Raw genomic sequence first — 17,722 nt, 5'->3', positions numbered from 1 at the left:
GTGAACCGAAAGGGAGGTTCACCGCCCATTCTACGCGGGGTCGTCCTCGGCCGCTTGGACGCCGAGCTCGGCGAGGGACAGGTCGAGGTGCTCAACGGCCGCGGGTTGTGAACCGGTGACGGCGGTGAGCAGCTGCCCGAGCTCACCGGCGAGGTCGAGGATCACGGCCGCCGAGGCTGCTCCCCCGTCCGGGTCGGCGGCGAGGTCGGCCATGATCGCCCGGACGTGTTGCTCGTCCCCGGTGAGGACGGCGGTCGTCAGCGAGAGGGTGCGACCGCGGGTGGCGATCGCCCGCCGCTGCTGCTGGGGGTCGTTGGTGCTCATGCTTGCTCTCCTCGTTCGATGTTCTCGGCGGTGTCGACCAGCTGGTCGGCGAGCGCGTACGCGTCGACCAGGGGCACGAAGATCCGGGTCGGACCGGCCTGCAGCAGCACCCCGGGGGTGTGCTGGGCGCCGTTGCGCCACGTGTAGCTGTTGACGGTGACGGGTCGGGTGGCGCTCATGCTGCTGCTCCTTGCTCGGTGGCACGCGTGCTGTGTGCCCGGTCGTTCGGGGTGGTGCCGCCCCACACGCCTGCAGGTTCGGGTGCCTGGACGGCGTAGGCGGCGCAGGCTGCCAGTGCGGGGCAGTCGAGGCACCGGTCGGCCGCCCGGGCTGCGGCGGGGCCGTCGTCGGCCGTCCAGGCGGCCCAGCCGGGGCCGGTGCAGGGGATGACGGCGCCGTTGTCGAGGTGCTCGGCGAGGACGGCGAGGAACTGCTCGTGACCGTCCGGCGCTCGCAGGGACTTCGGGGTGCGGGTGGCGCTCATCGGGTGAACCCGCCGAACGCGGCGTTGAGGATGACGTCGCGGCGCTCGGGCTGCCAGGTGACGGCCGCCCCTGCCTGGACGGCGGCGACGATGAACGCGCCCTCGCTGACGCACCGGCCGGTGTCGGCGAGCATGAGCATGCGCAGCGCCCACGTGACCGGGCCGATCTTGCGTGACCCGTAGGGCAGGGGCGCGAGGTGCTCGACGATCCATTCGCGGGCGGCGTCGACCTCGGCGTAGAACTCCGGGTCGAACATGAACCCGGCGGCGAGCAGCGGGTCGTCGACGTGGTCGGCGTTTCCGTACAGGGTGAGCCGCTGGTGCTGTGCGAGGACGTGTGCGATGTCCATGCCGGTCGTGCGGGTCGGGGTGGTGCTCATGGCTTGTTCTCTCTTTCTACTTCGGCCTCTCCCCCGCGTTCCCACCTCTATACAGAGGAGGTGGGAAACGTGCTGGGGGGCCGATACGGCTGTTTTGGCTGTTCGTGCTGGGGTCCGTGCTGGCTGAATCCGCGTGTTTCCGGGGTTTTTGGGAGGGCCAGCACGGGCCGTGCACGGTCCGTGCTGGGGTGCGTGCCGGGTACGGTTTTCGGCACCGTGCTGGGGTGCGTGCTGGGTCCATGCCCGCGTGCTGGGGTCCGTGCTCACTGGAACAGCACCCGCCCCGCGGGTCGCCCGGCGTTGGGTCCGGGCCGGTACGTGCCGATGTTGTGGCCGCGGCCGTCGTCGATCTTCTCGGCCTCGATGAGCAGCCCGAGCCCGACGAGCTTCTCGACCCGGCGCCGCGCTTTCATGCGCTGCGCCGCAGTGGGCTTGTCCCCGAACATGGCCTCGGCGACGATGCCCACGGTCGTGCCTCGGGCATTGGCTGCGGCGAGCGCGACGACGTCGACGGCGCCGTCGATCGTGGAGATCCCGCGGGCGTGGTCGTGCACGACGTTGAACGGACCGATTGGCTCCATGACGGGCTTGAGGTGCGAGAGCTCGACGACGGGGTCGCCTGCGTCGCCCCACAGCCCGATGACGGACCCGGCGCCTGAGGTGAGCCATGTGGAGCCGTAGACGTCGGCGAGCTTGTCGGGCTTGCCGCCGTTCGCCCCGGCCTTCTTCTGGTGGTGCAGCTCTAGCAGGTCGATACCGGCGGCGAGGACGCGCTGCCGGGCACGGTTGTACCCGGCGCCGACGGCGTCCTCGCTGAGCCCGACCGCGGCGTCTTTGAGGCTGTCCACGACGACGACGTCGGCCCCTGCCCGACGGGCGAGGTCGAGCAGCGCGTCGGTGTCGGCGGCGAGGTCAGTCGGCGGCGGCCCCTGCCACACGGTGAGCCGCTCGGCGACGGTGGCCCGGTCGCCGGTCGTGAAGTGCCGCGCGAGTGCCCGGCCGATCTGCCGGGGCCGGTCCATCGCCAGGTACAGCACCCGCCCGACGGGCTCGACCGGGTACCCGAGCACGTCCGGCTGCAGCCCGAGCAGGGCGCGGACGACCTGCCCGGTGAGGGTGGTCTTGCCGACGCCGGGCGGGCCGCAAAGCATGAGCGCCTCGCCTTTGGCCCACAGGATCTCCTCGCCCTCGCCCCATCGGGCGGGGACACGGTCGGGCTGGTCGTAGATGAACGCTGCCCCGTCGGCGAGTCCCTGCCCCTCGGTCTCGTCGGCCCGGTCTTCGACGTTGAGGCGGCGCTGCGCCTCGGTGCGGGCCTTGAGCCGGTAGAGCTCCTGCAGGGTGAGTTGCTCTAGGTAGGCGGCGTGCTGCTCGGCTGTGGCTGTGGCGCCGCCTGCGAGCTGCTCGGCGCCTGCTTGAACGGCCGCGGCGCGGGCCTCGTCGACGTGGGCGCCGAGTGCTTCGATGACGTGCTGCGCCCCTGCGTCGTCGCCGCGCTTGAGGTATCCGGCGGCGAGCCCGGCGATCGCCCGGTCGGCGCGGACGGGGTCGGCGGCGGACGCGGCGAGCATGCGAGCGACGGTCTCGGCGATCGCCGCGGGGCTGTCCCTGCCCTCGGTAGACTGGTCGTGAACAGCTCGCCCGTTGTTCTCGGCGCTCTCAGCATTGCCCGTGCTGGGGGCGCTTCTCTGTGCGCTCACTTCGGTCCACCCCCGGTCGGCCCAGGTGCGGCAGTCGGGGTGAGCAGGGCGGCGACTCGTTGCAGCTGCTCGTCGGTCAGCGGCGGCCAGTCGTTGACGACGGCGGCGACGTGCTCGGCGAGCGCACGGGCGCGGAGCCCGCGCTTGACCTCGTCGGCGGGTGCCAGGATCTCGGCGCTCATCGTGCACCCCCCGCCGGGGTGAGCACGGCGAGGGCGCGGACCTGCGCGGCGTCGAGCCGCACGTGGTGCGCGTTGATCTTGTAGACGGTCAGGGTGCCGTCGTAGGTGCGCCGCTCGATGGTGCGGCGGTGCACGTTCAGGTACTCGGCGGCCTGCCGGATCGTCCAGAGCTCGACCGGGGCCGCGGGTGCGACGTCAGGGTGGGGCGCAGGGCTGCGCATGATGGAACCTCACAGGTGTGTTGATACCTGCGCGGGCTCCAACTCATATGGTCACGGCCGCGAACCCTGGACCGGCTGGCAGTGCGCTCTAATCCCTCATCGATGCATCCTGGTGCCAGTGCTCCCGCCTCATCGCCCCTCGCGGTGAGGCTCAGCGGGTACTTATGAACACAGATTAACACTCATCCCGCCACGGCGAGCCGGTCAGGTGCGCGGCGTGATCTTGATCGTCTCTGGCCGGAAGTACGGTTGCCCCGGCGTCCACCCCGCTGGCCGTCCCCGCGGGCTCGGCAGGATTACGACCTCGGCGAGCGCCCGGACGATGCTGCGCTGCCGGTCCACCGGGGCGGCCAGGAACAGCGCGCCCGGGTCGGGGGCCGCGGCGAGATCCTCGAAACCGGTGGACGCCGCAGCGGCAGCGAGACGGTCCCGGGCCTCGTCGAGTCGTCCCTGCAGCCGCTGCGTCGCCGTCTTGACCTGCGCGGCGTTGAGCAGCCCGTCGGCGTAGTCCAGCCCGAGCTGGTCGAGCCGGGCGGTCAGCGCGGCAACCTCGGCCCGGGTGCCTTCGAGATCCACGCCCTCGGCCGGTGCCAGCGCCCGGCGCAGCGCCTCGGGGCGGCGCAGCAGCTCGACGATAACGGCCCGCACGAGCTCGTCGGTGAGGTCGCGGGACCGTGCAACGTGCCGCTGATCAGTCGGACACCGGTAGACGGTGAGGTCGCGGGACTTGCCCGCCTGGACGGGCAGCCCGCACGTGCCGCAGGTCGCCACACCGGTGAGCAGGTTCGGCGACCCGTCCCCGCTGGTCGTCACCCGTGCCGGGTCGGTGAGGATGCCGACGACGGCGCGCCACGTGTCCTCGTCGAGCAGCGGCGGCCAGGACGCCGCCCCGAGGATCTCGCCCTTGTGGTCGATCAGCGCCGCGTTGCGCGGGCGCAGCAATACCGTGCGCAGCGTGGTGCTGCTGAATGGCTTGCCCGTCGTCGTCCGCGCCCCCTGAGCGTTGACCTCGGCCGTGAGCGCCCGCATGGACCGACCGGCGAGCACCTGCTCGGCCGCGTACCGGACGACCGCGGCCTCCTCCTCGCGTACCGTCACCCCGTCGGGCTCGTACCCGTACGGGCGGCGACCGCCCCGCCACTGCCCGGACGCGGCGGCCTGGGCCTTGGCGCGGACCATGCGCTCGCGGCCGTGCTCGATCTCCCGCTGCGCGATCGTCGCCAGCAGCTTGGCTGTCATGCGCCCGTCGGGGCTGGACAGGTCGAGGTCGCCGCCCTGCACGGTGGCGACCTTGGCGCCCGTGGACTCGATGAGATCGAGGAACTCCTCAAGCTCGGCCGTGCGGCGATGCAGCCGGTCGGCGTGCCAGGCGAGGACGGCGGTGAACTCCCCCGAGCGCAGCCCGGCGAGCAGGCGCCGGTACCCGGGGCGGCCCTTGCGCCGGTCGTAGGCAGAGAGGTCGTTGTCGTCGATGACCTCAGCGACGGCCCACCCGAGCCGGGCGGCTAACGACCGGCAGTCGCTCTCCTGCCGCTGCACGCCGAGCCCGGCCCCGGCCTTGTCATTGCTAATGCGGACGTACAGGGCGGCCCGCGGACGTGTCTGCTCCATAGCTGTCAGTATCCGTGTTTGGACAGGTCGAAGAGCGAACCGCGCTTGGGCAGGGTCGCCGGGGTCAGGTTGACCGTGAGCTTGCGCGGGCTCAGCGGCATGCCGCTGTTGCGCGCCGCGGCCCGCAGCCGCTCGCGCGCCTCGTTGAGGGCCGCGTCCGGCAGGCCGACGATCGAGAAGGCGGGCAGGGTCTGGCCGATGTCGGCCTCGACCTCGACCATCGCCCCGTCCAGCCCGACGAGGGCCACCGCCCAGGTGCGCGCGAAGCCCATCACCGCCGCCCCGCCCCCGCCCGGCACGGGGGCGGGGCGGCGGCGCGCTCGGTCCGGGCGCATCCGGGAGCGGCGTGTGGTCGGCCGGGATGCGGATTAGCGGCGTCACGCCGGCACCGGGCGGGGCCGGGGTCGGCGGCGAGGTGTGCTCGGCTCGGGTGCATGCCCGCCATGCTCCGCCCTGCGGCCCGGCCCTGGGAGGACCGGCCGGCCCCGCTGTGGAGGCGCTCGGCGGATCAGGCCGGGTAGCTCCAGCTGGGGAGCGAGGACGAGGGCGAGGGCGTGGGCTCCGGAGTGGGCTCGGGCGTGGGGGTGGGGGTGGAGGAGGGCGTGGGACCGGCCGGGTCCGGGGAGGCCCGGGTGACCGGTTGCAGCGGCGGCGGCCAGGGCCGGCGTGCAGTGGGGCTCGAGGACGCCGACGGGGTGGGACTGGGCGTCACCCCCGGCGCCCCGGCGGCGGGGGCGAGGTCCTCGGTGGGCGAGGGCTCGGGCTGGGGGGCCGGAGCGGGCGGCGAGGTCGGCTCCGGCGACGGGGTGGGAACCGGTGTGCCCGGCGGCACGGGCACCGGTTCGGGCACGGGCGCGCAGGCGGCGTTCCAGGCGGTCTGCTGCACCGGTCCGGACGGATCGGCCGCGTTGGTGCAGTCGGGCACGTACACGGGAGCAGGCCCGGGGGCGGGCTCGGGCGCGGCCGTGGGTTCGGCGGGCGCCGCGACGGGAGGCGCGGCAGGGGGCACGGCCGGGGGCTGCGCCGGCCGGGCCGCCGGCTGGGCCGGGACCTCGGGCACCGGCTGCGCGTCGACGCGCTCCTGCGGGGCAGGCTCCGGGGCCCCCGCACGGTACTGGCGCTGGACGGGCCCGTGGCCGACCGGCTCCGGTAACAGGGCCCGCTCGTGCGGGTACGGGGAGAGCTCGACGTCGTCGAAGCTCAGCGGCAGGCGCTCGAAGTCGCCGATCATCAGCTCCCGGCCCTCGGTGCCGGCCGGGACGGATCCGGTGTACCGGCCGATGAGCTCGTGCGTGCGGGCGTCCAGCTCCGTGCCCTCCGCCGCGTCCAGCGGCGTGCCGTCCGCGCGCCAGTACCCGCCTTCGAGGGACCGGTCGGGATCCCACTCCGCGAGCACCTCGGCGGCCGGCTGGAAGGGGAACTGACCGCCCTCGTGGCTGATCACCTTCAGGTCGTCGATCTCCACGGCGCGCGTGCCCTCGGTGTTGTCGATGTGCAGCTCGACGTAGGTGACGGGCTCGACGTGCAGGTCCTTGCGCAGCCGCTCGACCGCGTCGTCCGGGGCGGGCACGGTCGGCAGGTCGAAGGAGATCACAGCGCCCTCCGCCGTGGTGAGGGCATAGGGTCCCGGGGTCAGTCCGCTCGGGGCGGTCGTCACGGTCCCCGGCTGCGCGACGATCTCGGGCTCGTCCTCCGTCGGCGCGCCGCAACCCGTGGCCGCCAGCGCGACGGCCGCGGCGAGGAGCGCGGCACGACGCGCGGGGATGAGCGGTCCCGCAGCGACCACAGCGCACCTCCGACGTTCTCCCGGTTTCGACGCCTCCACAGTGGCACGTCGCGGGAGGACTGTCACGCCGGGTCCGGGCGCGTCGCGTCTTATTGGATCTGTTGCAGCACCTCGATCTCGGGCGCTCCGTCCTGTGCAAAAGTGATTGCAACGGCATCGACCCTGATCATCGCGGGGTCGCGGTGGTGGGCCCTTGCCCAGGCCGCCGCCAGACGGTGCAGGCGCACCGTCTTGGCCCGCGTAATGGACTCGAAAGGGTGACCGTAACGGACGCTCGAGCGGGTCTTCACCTCCACGGCGACGACCCACTCCCCCTGCTCGGCGACGACGTCCACCTCGCCGCGGAGGCCGTCCCGGGCGGGCACCGCACGCCAGTTGCGGTCCAGGACGCGGTAGCCCAGCTCCGTCAGGTGCGCGGCCGCGAGCCGCTCCCCGTGCGCTCCCAGTCCCCCGGACACCTGACCCCCTCACCGGTCCGGGACGCCGCGGACCGGGGTCCAGCATGGCCGGCGTCGGCCGGGGCAGGAGTCGGGCCCTGGGCGGTGTGCAGGGCGGGTCAGGAGGTCGTGGGGTCCCCAGCGGCGGGTCCGGCGGCGCCGGGCACGGAGAAGGGATCCGCGTGGGCGAGCTCCTCCACGTTGACGTCCTTGAAGCTCATCACGCGCACGTGCTTGACGAACCGCGCCGAGCGGTAGACGTCCCACACCCAGGCGTCCTTGAGCTCGACGTCGAAGTAGAGCCCGTTGCGCGTCTCCACCGGGTCGATCCGCACCGAGTTGGCCAGATAGAAGCGGCGGTCGGTCTCCACCACGAACTGGAACAACCCGGCCACGTCCCGGTACTCGCGGTAGAGCTGCAGCTCCAGGTCCGTCTCGAAGTTCTCGAGTTCTTCGGCGCTCATGTCGTCTCGTCTCCGCTCGTGCTCGGCCCGGCGGCGGTCGCCGGCCGGGTCAGCCGCCAGCTCAGCCGGTGGTGGGGGGTGGGGCCGCCCTCCTCGAGAGCCGCACGGTGCCCGGCGGCACCGTAGCCCTTGTTGCTCTCCCAACCGTACTGCGGCCAGTCCCCGGAGAGCTCGCGCATGATCCGGTCCCGCTCCACCTTCGCCAGCACGCTGGCCGCGGCCACGCTCGCGCACGTCAGGTCCGCCTTGACCCGGGTCACGACCGTCCCGGTCCAGAGGGGCTCGTCCGCGGCGGCGGGGTCGAAGAGGGACGGGGCCGCGTCGGCGGTCAGCCAGTCGTGCCGTCCGTCCAGGAGCACGACGTCGGGGGCGGCGCCGCCGCGGGTCGCCGCGGCCAGGGCGCGCTGCCCGGCCAGGTGCAGCGCGGCCGTCAGACCCAGCCGGTCGATCTCCTGCGGGGAGGCGTGGCCCACACCGCTGGCGGCGCACCAGGAGCGGATCCGCGGGACGAGGGCCTCGCGACGGGCGGGGCTCAGCAGCTTGCTGTCCCGCAGGCCGGGGATCCCGCGCGCCGTGCCGGGGCGCACCACCACCACCCCGGCCGTGACCGGGCCGGCCAGGGCGCCGCGGCCGACCTCGTCCATGCCGCCCACCCGGTGGGCACCGGCCTCCTGGAGGGAACGCTCGACCGCGAGGCCGGGGGCCCGGCCCGGGTGCGCGGCCGGTGGTCGTGCCGTGCGGGGCTCAGGAGCCACCGGCGGACCCGGCCGGGATGTCGGCGAAGACGTCGTCCGGGTTCTGCAGCCACTGGAAGCGGTCGAGCGGCCAGGCGATGACGAAGGCGGTTCCGACGACGTCGTCGTGGCTGATGAACGCGCTGTCCGCCACGATCTCCGAGAAGTGGACCCGCGAGTCGGCGGACGCGTCGCGGTGGTCGCCCATCACGAAGTAGTGGTCCTCCGGGACGACGATGTCGAAGGGGATGTCCGAGGGCGCGGACCCGGGGTACAGATAGCCGTCCTCCTCGAGGGCCTGCCCGTTGACGGTGACCCGCCCCGCGCCGTCGCAGCACACCACCCGGTCGCCGCCGACGCCGATGACGCGCTTGATCAGGTGCTGGTCGGTGCGGTCGGGCAGCACGCCGACGAACGCCAGGGCGTCGTAGACGGCGTCCGCCGGCCCGCCGCCGCTGTCGGGCTGGGCGGGCAGCCACCCCTTTGCGTCCTCGAAGACCACGATGTCCCCCCGCTCGAGCGGGCCGAAGGTGGGTTCGACGACGTTGACGAAGATCCGGTCGTTGAGCTGGAGGGTGTTCTCCATGGAACCGGACGGGATGTAGAAGCCCCGCACCAGCAGGGTCTTGACCACGAAGGCGATGAGGACGGCCCAGACCAGCACGAGCACGATCTCCCGGACCGAGCCCCAGAACGTGTCCGGGCGCTGCTTGCGCGAGCGGCTCCCGCGCGAGCGGCGGCCGCGCCGCGCCGTGGACCCCTGGCCGGGGTCGGCGTCCTCGGCCGCCGCGGCGGAGTCCTCCGGCGGCACGGTCGAGGCCGTCGGAGGCGTGCCGGGGGCCTCCACGGCGGGAAGGGCGGCGTCGCCGGTGGCGCCCCGGCTCTCGCGGGGCGCGCCGTCACCGGCGGTCGGGGTCCTGTCGGCCAATGCTCTCGTCCTTCCTGGGCGGGCGCCCGCGGGCGCCCGGTTCCGGATCCGTGCGGATCGCGTCAGAGCTGCCCGGCCCGGTCCAGGGGCCAGAGGACAGCAACAGGTTCTCCGATGACCTTATCCGCTCGGACCAGCCCGCCACCGGGCGCGCCGAGCAGACTGCGCGAGTCGACCGACACCGAGCGGTGGTCGCCCATGAGCCAGAGTCGGCCCTCGGGCACCACGGCGGTGAACTCGACCTCGCTCGGGCGGTCCCCCTCCAGGACGTAGTCCTCGGTGAGCTCCTCGCCGTTGACCACCAGACGGCCGGAGGGTCCGCAGCAGGAGACCGTGTCCCCGGGCGTGCCCAGCACGCGCTTGAGGTAGACGCTGTCGGAGCCGGCCAGCCCGGTCCACCGGCCGACGGTCTGCAGGGCCTGGAGCGGCCAGGGGTCGTCGCTGCGCAGCGGCGCGAAGCTGCCGCGGCCGTCGAAGACCACCAGGTCGCCGCGCTCGGGCTCCGAGCCGTGGCTGAGCTTGCCCACCAGCACCCGGTCCCCCGGCTGCACGGTCGGCTGCATCGAGTCCGAGCCGATCCAGTAGACGTCCACGACGAAGGCGCGCAGCACGCCGGCGACGAGCGCGGCGACGAGCAGGGCGAGGACGACGGAACGCCAGCCCCGAGTGCGGGGCTGGCGTTCTCGCCGTACGGCGTGGGACCCGGTGGTGTGCGGGTCCCGCGCCCGGGTTCCGGTGGGCACGGGAGCGTGCGCTGTCCTACTTGCCGGACTTGCCGGACTTGCCGGCCTTGTTCGGCTTGGTGGCGGTGTTGTCCCGCTTCTCGCGGATGCGGGCGGCCTTGCCGTGGCGGTCGCGCATGTAGTACAGCTTCGCGCGACGGACGTCACCGCGGGTGAGGACCTCGATCTTGTCGATGACCGGGGAGTGCACCGGGAAGGTGCGCTCCACGCCCACACCGAAGGAGACCTTGCGGACGGTGAAGGTCTCGTGCACGCCGGCGCCCTGGCGGCCGAGCACGAAGCCCTTGAAGACCTGCACGCGCGAGCGGTTGCCCTCGACGATGTTCACGTGCACGTTGAGGGTGTCGCCCGGGCGGAAGTCGGGGACGTCGCTGCGCAGCGACTTGGCGTCGAGCTGGTCGAGGATGTTCATGGTGTCTCTCCTGGTGAACGCCGCAGGTCGCTCACGTGGGTCGGCACGGATCCGTGCTGCGGACCGGGCGGAGCCCGGTCCGGGTGCGGAATCCGCAAGACGTGGTGGCCGGGTCCCCGAAGGAGGGCTCCCGGGTGTCCTGCTGTTGGTCGCTCATCCCCCTGCGGCAGGGGCGTGCCCAGCAGACACAGCTGGTCATTATGCCACAGGATGCCCCTGGGCGTCTCCCCCGGCCGCGTCGTCGCGCACCACCCGGTCGCCGGAGACGATCCAGCCGGCCGCGGCGAGGACGTCGCGGTCGGCGCGGTCGAGGCCGGCCGGGTCGAGGCCGGCGACGAGGTCCGGGCGGCGGGCCGCGGTGCGCTGCAGCTGGCGGTCGCGCCGCCAGCGGGCGATCCGCCCGTGGTGGCCCGAGAGCAGGACCTCCGGCACCGGCCGGTCCCGCCACAGTGCGGGCTTGGTGTAGACGGGGTACTCGAGCAGCCCGTCCGCGTGGGACTCCTCCACGAGCGACTCCGGATTGCCGATCACGCCCGGGACCAGCCGCCCGATCGCCTCGACCATGGCCAGCACGGCGACCTCCCCGCCGTTGAGCACGTAGTCGCCCAGGCTCATGGGACGGACCTCGAAGTGCTCCCGGGACCACTCGACGACGCGCTCGTCGATGCCCTCGTAGCGCCCGCAGGCGAAGACGAGGTGCTCCCGGAAGGCGAGCTCCCGGGCGGTGGCCTGGGTGAAGACCTCACCGGCCGGGGAGGGCACCACGAGCACCGGCCGCTGCTCCGCGGCTGCTGCCGCCGCGGGGCCGCGCGTGCGGGCGGCGTCGAGGGCCAGCGCCCACGGCTCCGGCTTCATCACCATGCCGGCGCCGCCGCCGTAGGGCGTGTCGTCGACCGTCCGGTGCCGGTCGGCGGTGAACTCGCGCAGGTCCGTCACGGTCAGCTGCAGCAGCCCCTGCTCCCTGGCCTTGCCGATCAGCGAGAGGTCGAGGGCGGAGAGGTACTCGGGGAAGATGCTGACGACGTCGATGCGCATCAGCGCCCGCCCTCCGGGGTGCCGGGCTCGGGGGTGCCGGGCTCGGGGGTGCCGGGTTGGGCGGCGCCGTCCTCCAGGCCGAGCTCGAGCAGTCCGGGTGGCGGGGTGACGACGACGAAGCCGCCGTCGGGGTCGACGACCGGCACGATCTCCTCGACGAAGGGCAGCGCGGCCTCGCGCCCGTCCTCGTCCAGCGTGATCTCGAGCAGGTCCTGGACGGGCATGGTCCGCAGCCCGGTCACGACGCCGATCCTCGGCCCGCTGCCGTCCTCGGCTCCGGTGCGGACCTCGAGGTCGACCAGTTCGTGCTCGTACCACTCCTCGGCCTCCGGGTCCTCGTCCTGGGCCTCGGCGAAGAGCAGGGTGCCGCGCAGCGACTCGGCGCCGTTGCGGTCGGGCACCTCCTCGAGGGCGACGACGAGCACGGCCTTGTTCCAGCGGGCCCCGCGCACGGTGACCGCCCCCTGCGGGGCGAGCGGGGACGACGGCTCGAGCCGCAGCCGGGCACCGGGGGCGAAGCGCTCCTCGGGGGCGTCCGTGAACAGCTGGACGGTGACCTCCCCGCGGATGCCGTGGGGCTTGCCGATGCGGGCGACCTGGACCAACATGTGCGCTCCTGGGGGTTGTGCGGCCGGGGGCCGGGGCGGGGTGCGGACGGCGCGGGGGCCGTCAACGCCGACGGTCCCCGCATCCGGTGCGGATGCGGGGACCGTGCGGGCGGCGGGGCCGGTCGCGGGTGCGCCCGGCCCGCCTCAGCGGGTGCGGCGGTCGGTGTCGACGACGTCGATCCGGACCGGGCCGTCCTCGGCGAGCGCACCGATGACGGTGCGCAGCGCCTTGGCGGTGCGGCCCTGGCGTCCGATGACCCTCCCGAGGTCGTCCGGGTGGACCCGGACCTCGAGGGTCTCCGCCCGGCGCCCGCTCTTGAGTCGGACGTCGACGTCATCGGGGCTGTCCACGATCCCGCGGACCAGGTGCTCCAACGCGTCGGCGAGCACGACTACTCGGCCTTCTCGGCGTCAGCCGCGGGGGCGTCGTCGGACTCGGCGCCGGACTCGGTGGTCTCGGCCTTCTCGCCCTTGGGGGTGATCGCCTCGGGGATGATCACGGACCCCTTGTCGGGGGCGACGAACTCGCCCTTGCCCTGGGGCTGCTGCAGGGTGCCCTCGGCACCCTCCTCGCCCTTGAAACGCTGCCAGTCACCGGTCACCCGGAGGATGGCGGCGACGGCCTCGGACGGCTGGGCGCCGACGCCGAGCCAGTACTGGGCCCGGTCCGAGACGACCTCGATGTAGGAGGGGTGCTCGGTCGGGTGGTACTTGCCGATCTCCTCGATGACGCGGCCGTCGCGCTTCTTGCGGGAGTCGACGACGACGAGGCGGTAACGGGGATCGCGCATCTTGCCCATGCGCTTGAGACGGATCTTAACAGCCACTGGTGTGGACTCTCCTGGTTCTTGGATGAGGTGAACGCCCTGGTCTCGCTCCCGTGGGGCGGGCCGGTCGCAGGGGTTCCGTGGACACGAGAAACGTGCGGCGAGAGGGACCGCACGCATCGAGTACCCGTCCAGTATGCCAGACGCGGTCAAGTCCGGGGCCCACCGGCCCGCGGCCCGGGTCGCCGCCGCGGGTCCGAGCGTGTCTCAGGGCTCCAGGCGCGCCGCCTCCCGCCAGCTCAGGGAGCGGCCGCCCTGGAACACCGCGCGCTCGTAGATCCGTGCGCCCGCCCGCAGCAGCAGCCAGGCCGCGGCGAGGGTCACGGCGAGGGAGAGCACCGGCTGCCACCAGGCCACGTCGCCGCCGAGCACCCGCACGGGCATGGCCACGGAGGAGACGACGGGCACGTAGGAGGCTGCCGTGAGCCAGGCGCCCTCGGCGTAGAGGCCCACGAACAGCGCCCCGACGAGCACGGCCAGGATCGGCCCGGTGCTGCTCTGCAGGTCCTCGGGGCGGGAGGCCAGGGAGCCGAGCACGGCCCAGACGGAGGCCTGAGCGGCGAAGCCGGCCACGAAGAAGGCCACGAACCAGCCGGAGGCCGCGAGCGCCCAGCCGATGTCGGCCGCGGTCCCGGCGACGTTCACGCCGAGGAGGCCCACCACGGCGTAGAGGGCGATCTGCCCGAAGGCGAGCAGGCAGTTGCCCAGCACCTTCCCGTGGAGCAGCTGCCGGACCGGGACGGCGGTGGCGAGGATCTCCACGACCCGGTTCTGCTTCTCCTCCAGCACGGAGTGGGCGACGGCCATCCCGAAGACGACCGCCGAGAGGTAGAACAGCAGCGCGAAGGCGAATCCCATGGCCAGGCGCACGGGTCCCCGGTCCGTCCCGCCGGCGAGCAGCTCGGTGCGCACCTCGGCGCCGGCGGTGAGCTCCTCGGCCGTCGTGCCGGCCGCGCGGGCGTTGGCGGCGAGCGTCGCGTCGGCGACCGCCTGCTCCAGGGCCCGGCCGAGGCCGGGGTCCACGCCGTCGCGGCCGACCACCGTCCAGCCGTCGAGCTCGAGCAGCAGCGCGGCGTCCGCGGACTCGGCGGCCACGGCCGCCCGCGCGGCGTCGGCCGAGCCCGCGCTGTGCACCGTCAGGGTGTCCTCGCCGGCGTCGGCCAGGGCCTGGGCGGCCCGTGCCGTGACGGGTGCCGCCTCCGGCCCGGCCGTGGCCACGACGTGCTCGGCGGCCCGGTCCCCGAGCAGCGCGGAGGCCGCGATCGAGGCGGCCACCAGGACCAGCGTGGCGGCGGTCGAGAGCAGGAAGGACCGGTCACGCAGCTTCACCGCGATCTCGCGGGCCGTGACGGTCCACCACGGCCGCGCCGCGGGCGGGCGGGCGGTCACCGCGTGACCTCCCGGTAGACGTCGGTCAGGGAGGGGACGATCTCGGCGAACTCCACGAGCCCGTGCCGGACGGCCTGCTCGAGGAGCCGGGCGCGCGCGGCGCGGTCCCCGAGCTCCAGCACCGCGACCGGGCCGTCGACGTCGACGACGCGCACCCCCGGCACGTCGCGGACCCACCCGGTGTCCTGCTCGCAGTGCAACCGGTGCCGGCGGGGACCGGCCCGGCGCAGCTCGTCGGCCGCGCCGGCGGCCAGGACCCGGCCGCCGGAGAGGACGACGAGCGTGTCGCAGAGGCGGTCCACGAGCTCGAGCTGATGGCTGGAGAACAGCACGGGCACGCCCCGGGCCGTCCGCTCCCGCAGCAGCTCCACCATGGCGTCCACCGCCGCCGGGTCCAGCCCGGAGAACGGCTCGTCGAGGACGAGGGCGGTGGGTCCGTGCAGCAGCGCGGCGGCGACCTGGACCTTCTGCTGGTTGCCCAGGGACAGGGACTCGAGCCGGTCCTTGGCGCGCCCGGCCAGACCGAAGCGCTCCAGCAGCCGGGCGGCCTCCGCGAGCGCGTCGCGGCGGCTCATCCCGTGCAGCCGGCCGAGGTAGCCGAGCTGGTCGAGGACCCCCTGCTTGGGATAGAGCCCGCGCTCCTCGGGCATGTAGCCGAAGCCGGCGCGGTCGGCGGCGGTGACCGGGCGGCCGTCCCAGAGGACCTGCCCGGAGGAGGCGCGCAGCACGCCCATGAGCATCCGCATGGTGGTGGTCTTGCCGGCGCCGTTGGCCCCGACGAAGCCGGTCATCCGGCCGGGCGCCACGGTGAAGGAGACGTCGTCGACCACGGTGCGGCCCCCGAAGGTGCGGCTCAGGCCCCGGGCCTCGAGGACGTGCCCCTCGGGGCGGGGCCGGCCGCGGGCGGTGCCCGCCTCGGGCGTGGCGGTGGTGCTCATGGGACGGGGGTCCTCTCGGCCGGGTGCCCGCCCACGGGGTGCCGGGCGGCTCGGCTCCAGCCTAGGAAGTGGCGCGCACCCGCAGATCCCCACGGGGACGGAACCCGCACGGGCCCGGGCCCGCCCGGATCTCCGTCTGGCGGCGGAGCCGGCTCAGCCGGCCAGGCCGGCCCGGTGGGCGAAGACGACGGCCTGCACCCGGTCGCGGGAGCCCGTCTTGGCGAGGATGTTGGAGACGTGGGTCTTGACCGTGGCCGGGCCCAGGAACAGGCGCTGGGCGATCTCCGCGTTGGACAGACCCTCGGAGACCAGCCGCAGGACCTCGTGCTCGCGCTCGGTGAGGGAGGCCACGATCCGCTGCCGCGCGGGGTCGGGCGGGGCGGGGGCCGGTTCCGGGGCGGCCGGGGAGACGTCGGCGGCCAGGGCACGGATCACGCGCAGCGTGGCCTCGGGGGCGAGCAGGGCGTGCCCGCCCGCGACGGCCCGCACGGCCTCGACGAGGTCGTCGGGGTCCGCGTTCTTCAGCAGGAAGCCGCTGGCACCGGCCGCGAGCGCGTCGAAGAGGTAGTCCTCCCGGTCGAAGGTCGTGACGATGACGACCTTGGCGCAGCCCGTGCCCACGATCCGCCGGGTCGCCTCGATCCCGTCCATCACCGGCATCTGCACGTCCAGCAGCGCCACGTCCACGGCTCCGTCCCGGGCCGCGGCGACGGCGGCGGCGCCGTCGGCCGCCTGGGCCACGACCTCGATGTCGTCCTCCACGGACAGGACCATGGCGAAGCCGGAGCGGACGAGCGCGTGGTCGTCGGCGAGCAGGACGCGGATCATGCTCCCGATCCTCCCACGGGCGCCGGTGCTGCGGCGCCGTCCGGCGGGCCGTCCGCGGGCAGGGGGCAGCGGACGCGCACCCGCCACCCGGGACGGCCCGACCGCGGCCCGATCTCCGCCTCGCCGCCGTGCAGCCGGACGCGCTCGCGCAGTCCCTGCAGCCCGAAGCCGGTGCCCTCGGTGCCGGACCGGGGCGAGCCGCCGTCGAGCACCTCCAGCTCGATCCAGGGTCCGTCCGGGCCGTGCCCGGTGCGCAGGACGAGCGAGGCCGTGGTGGCCGTGGAGTGGCGGATCACGTTGGAGAGGGACTCCTGGGCGCACCGGAACACGGAGAGCCCGAGACCGGCGGGGACCCGCCCGAGGTCCCCGGGAACGGCCTCGACCGTGCGCACGTCCACCGCGAGCCCGTTCTCGGCGTGCCGCTGCGCGAGGGCGGCGATGTCCGCGAGCCCCGGATCGGGTCCGCGCCCGGTCGGCGCGTCCCCGTTCTCGTCCTCCGCGCGCAGGACGCCGAGCAGCTGGCGCATCTCCCCCACCGCCGTCCGGCTGGCCTCCTCGACGGTGCGCAGGGCCGCCGCCGCGGCCGCGGGGTCCCGGTCCAGGACCTTGCGGGCGGCGCCGGCCTGGATGCCGATCACCGAGACGTGGTGGGCCACGACGTCGTGCAGCTCCCGGGCGATGCGCATCCGTTCGTCGACGACGGCGCGGCGGGCGATCTCCGCGGACTGCTCGCGGATCCGCTCGGCCTGGCCCGCCAGGCGGTGCCGCTGCAGGGCCGAGCGCCAGGACGCCCGGCCGGCGAGCACCGCGCCGCCGAAGTACACGACGTTGACGAGTCCGGCGTGCAGCTGGACGGCCAGGACCTGCGGCAGCGGCCCGTCCACCGGCTCCTGCGCCTGGACGATCTCGGCGTAGGCCTGGGTGATCGTCAGCTCCACGACCAGCCACAGGGCCATGCAGCCGATCACCGCGGACAGGGCGGTGAGCATCGCGCTGCGGTCCCGCGCCCAGGCCACCGCGGCGTACAGGGCCGCGAAGTAGGCGACCTGGTAGGCCAGCAGGAACGCCGCCGCGATGCTGATGTAGTAGAAGGCGAAGAACAGCACCGACGAGGCGAGGAGCACGCCGACCGGGTACCGCCGCCGCACCGCGAGCGGGAGGATCAGCGCGCTCACGCCGACGTACATCAGCCACGGCTCCTCCGTCTCCGGCACGCCCGCGTAGCTGTGCACCAGCACGGCGCTGAACAGGGCCACCGCCAGGAAGGCGGCGGTGCCGAGGACGTCGTTGCGCCGCTGGGCGGGCGTGGGCCCGGGCCGCTCCCAGAACGGGTCCTCGGGGTCGTTCAGCCAGGCCGTGGACCGTTCGGGCAACGGACGGCGCGGCACCCCGGCCGGAACGGTGCCGGGCGCCTCCGCGGCCCCGGCGGTCCGCTCGAGGGGAACGGCCGCGGATGTGCGGCCGGGGACGGTCCCGGGTGCGGTGCTGGTGGCGGTGCTGGTGGCGGTGCTGGATGGAGTGTGCACGTCATCACGCTAGCCCGGCCGGGCCCGGTGCGGGGTCCGCCGCCCGGGGGAACCCGGCGCCCGGTCCGGGGGCCGGTGGGGCGCCGGGCAGTGCGTTGGTCGCCGGTCGGTCGCGGCCCGGCCGTGGGTCAGCCGCGGTCCAGGCCGAAGAAGCGGCGCCAGCGC

At 74.3% G+C, this 17,722-nt stretch carries 23 protein-coding genes and 1 pseudogene; all 24 read right to left on the bottom strand.

Annotated elements, in window-relative coordinates; translation table 11 throughout:
• Positions 1-30 precede the first annotated feature (30 nt).
• Positions 31-324 carry a hypothetical protein gene (locus tag ABL57_RS19880; protein WP_047805215.1) on the bottom strand — a complete coding sequence of 98 codons (294 nt, stop codon included), beginning with the start codon at positions 322-324 and terminating at the stop codon, positions 31-33.
• The gene (locus ABL57_RS19875; protein WP_047805214.1) at positions 321-503 is read right to left on the bottom strand and encodes a hypothetical protein; all 183 of its coding nucleotides are present in this window, start codon (positions 501-503) and stop codon (positions 321-323) included. Before ABL57_RS19875 ends, ABL57_RS19880 begins: the two co-directional genes overlap by 4 nt.
• The gene (locus ABL57_RS22565; protein ID WP_053005224.1) at positions 500-808 is read right to left on the bottom strand and encodes a WhiB family transcriptional regulator; all 309 of its coding nucleotides are present in this window, start codon (positions 806-808) and stop codon (positions 500-502) included. The genes ABL57_RS19875 and ABL57_RS22565 overlap by 4 nt, the downstream gene beginning before the upstream one ends.
• Positions 805-1,188 (bottom strand): hypothetical protein, encoded by a 384-nt coding sequence (locus ABL57_RS22560; protein ID WP_047805213.1) that lies wholly within the window; start codon positions 1,186-1,188, stop codon positions 805-807. The genes ABL57_RS22565 and ABL57_RS22560 overlap by 4 nt, the downstream gene beginning before the upstream one ends.
• A 263-nt stretch (positions 1,189-1,451) precedes the next feature.
• Complete coding sequence (locus ABL57_RS19860) at positions 1,452-2,888, bottom strand: AAA family ATPase (protein WP_152683478.1); 1,437 nt, start codon at positions 2,886-2,888, stop codon at positions 1,452-1,454.
• A complete protein-coding gene (locus ABL57_RS19855; RefSeq protein WP_047805212.1) occupies positions 2,885-3,070 on the bottom strand; it encodes a hypothetical protein in 186 nt (61 codons plus the stop codon). The genes ABL57_RS19860 and ABL57_RS19855 overlap by 4 nt, the downstream gene beginning before the upstream one ends.
• Positions 3,067-3,291 (bottom strand): excisionase family DNA-binding protein, encoded by a 225-nt coding sequence (locus ABL57_RS19850; protein WP_047805211.1) that lies wholly within the window; start codon positions 3,289-3,291, stop codon positions 3,067-3,069. Before ABL57_RS19850 ends, ABL57_RS19855 begins: the two co-directional genes overlap by 4 nt.
• 204 nt (positions 3,292-3,495) lie before the next feature.
• Positions 3,496-4,902 carry a recombinase family protein gene (locus ABL57_RS19845; RefSeq protein WP_047805210.1) on the bottom strand — a complete coding sequence of 469 codons (1,407 nt, stop codon included), beginning with the start codon at positions 4,900-4,902 and terminating at the stop codon, positions 3,496-3,498.
• A gap of 20 nt (positions 4,903-4,922) precedes the next feature.
• Positions 4,923-5,174 (bottom strand): annotated as a pseudogene (locus ABL57_RS19840) (magnesium chelatase domain-containing protein); the annotation flags it as partial.
• Between the two features lie 236 nt (positions 5,175-5,410).
• Positions 5,411-6,688, bottom strand: coding sequence for a hypothetical protein (locus ABL57_RS22800; RefSeq protein WP_047805208.1), 1,278 nt, complete (start codon positions 6,686-6,688; stop codon positions 5,411-5,413).
• Between the two features lie 89 nt (positions 6,689-6,777).
• Positions 6,778-7,146 carry a YraN family protein gene (locus ABL57_RS19830; protein WP_047805207.1) on the bottom strand — a complete coding sequence of 123 codons (369 nt, stop codon included), beginning with the start codon at positions 7,144-7,146 and terminating at the stop codon, positions 6,778-6,780.
• 98 nt (positions 7,147-7,244) lie between these two features.
• Positions 7,245-7,589 carry a DUF2469 domain-containing protein gene (locus ABL57_RS19825; protein ID WP_047805206.1) on the bottom strand — a complete coding sequence of 115 codons (345 nt, stop codon included), beginning with the start codon at positions 7,587-7,589 and terminating at the stop codon, positions 7,245-7,247.
• Positions 7,586-8,344, bottom strand: coding sequence for a ribonuclease HII (locus ABL57_RS19820; RefSeq protein WP_047805205.1), 759 nt, complete (start codon positions 8,342-8,344; stop codon positions 7,586-7,588). Before ABL57_RS19820 ends, ABL57_RS19825 begins: the two co-directional genes overlap by 4 nt.
• Entirely contained in the window at positions 8,334-9,251 is a 918-nt protein-coding gene (lepB, locus tag ABL57_RS19815; protein WP_238986144.1) for a signal peptidase I, read from the bottom strand. Before lepB (ABL57_RS19815) ends, ABL57_RS19820 begins: the two co-directional genes overlap by 11 nt.
• Before the next feature lie 62 nt (positions 9,252-9,313).
• Entirely contained in the window at positions 9,314-9,994 is a 681-nt protein-coding gene (lepB, locus tag ABL57_RS19810) for a signal peptidase I (RefSeq protein ID WP_047805204.1), read from the bottom strand.
• Positions 9,995-10,010: 16 nt separating this feature from the next.
• On the bottom strand, positions 10,011-10,406 hold the full coding sequence (gene rplS, locus ABL57_RS19805) for a 50S ribosomal protein L19 (protein WP_047805203.1): 396 nt from the start codon (positions 10,404-10,406) through the stop codon (positions 10,011-10,013).
• 198 nt (positions 10,407-10,604) lie between these two features.
• A complete protein-coding gene (gene trmD / locus ABL57_RS19800; RefSeq protein ID WP_047805202.1) occupies positions 10,605-11,441 on the bottom strand; it encodes a tRNA (guanosine(37)-N1)-methyltransferase TrmD in 837 nt (278 codons plus the stop codon).
• On the bottom strand, positions 11,441-12,049 hold the full coding sequence (rimM, locus tag ABL57_RS19795) for a ribosome maturation factor RimM (RefSeq protein WP_047805201.1): 609 nt from the start codon (positions 12,047-12,049) through the stop codon (positions 11,441-11,443). The genes trmD and rimM overlap by 1 nt, the downstream gene beginning before the upstream one ends.
• Before the next feature lie 144 nt (positions 12,050-12,193).
• Positions 12,194-12,439, bottom strand: coding sequence for an RNA-binding protein (locus tag ABL57_RS19790; RefSeq protein ID WP_047805200.1), 246 nt, complete (start codon positions 12,437-12,439; stop codon positions 12,194-12,196).
• Positions 12,440-12,441: 2 nt separating this feature from the next.
• Positions 12,442-12,876, bottom strand: coding sequence for a 30S ribosomal protein S16 (gene rpsP, locus ABL57_RS19785; protein WP_047805199.1), 435 nt, complete (start codon positions 12,874-12,876; stop codon positions 12,442-12,444).
• Positions 12,877-13,083: 207 nt separating this feature from the next.
• Positions 13,084-14,265, bottom strand: coding sequence for an ABC transporter permease (locus ABL57_RS19780; protein WP_047805198.1), 1,182 nt, complete (start codon positions 14,263-14,265; stop codon positions 13,084-13,086).
• Positions 14,262-15,203 carry an ABC transporter ATP-binding protein gene (locus tag ABL57_RS19775; RefSeq protein ID WP_082157609.1) on the bottom strand — a complete coding sequence of 314 codons (942 nt, stop codon included), beginning with the start codon at positions 15,201-15,203 and terminating at the stop codon, positions 14,262-14,264. The genes ABL57_RS19780 and ABL57_RS19775 overlap by 4 nt, the downstream gene beginning before the upstream one ends.
• 153 nt (positions 15,204-15,356) lie before the next feature.
• Positions 15,357-16,031 (bottom strand): response regulator transcription factor, encoded by a 675-nt coding sequence (locus ABL57_RS19770; protein ID WP_047805197.1) that lies wholly within the window; start codon positions 16,029-16,031, stop codon positions 15,357-15,359.
• Positions 16,028-17,557 carry a sensor histidine kinase gene (locus ABL57_RS19765; RefSeq protein ID WP_053005222.1) on the bottom strand — a complete coding sequence of 510 codons (1,530 nt, stop codon included), beginning with the start codon at positions 17,555-17,557 and terminating at the stop codon, positions 16,028-16,030. The genes ABL57_RS19770 and ABL57_RS19765 overlap by 4 nt, the downstream gene beginning before the upstream one ends.
• Between the last annotated feature and the right edge of the window lie 165 nt (positions 17,558-17,722).

Source organism: Kocuria sp. SM24M-10, from assembly GCF_001027955.1.
In the GTDB taxonomy this organism is placed as follows: Bacteria; Actinomycetota; Actinomycetes; order Actinomycetales; family Micrococcaceae; genus Kocuria; species Kocuria oceani.
The sequence above is the reverse complement of the archived record's forward strand: the minus strand, read 5'-3'. Positions and strand labels throughout refer to the sequence as shown.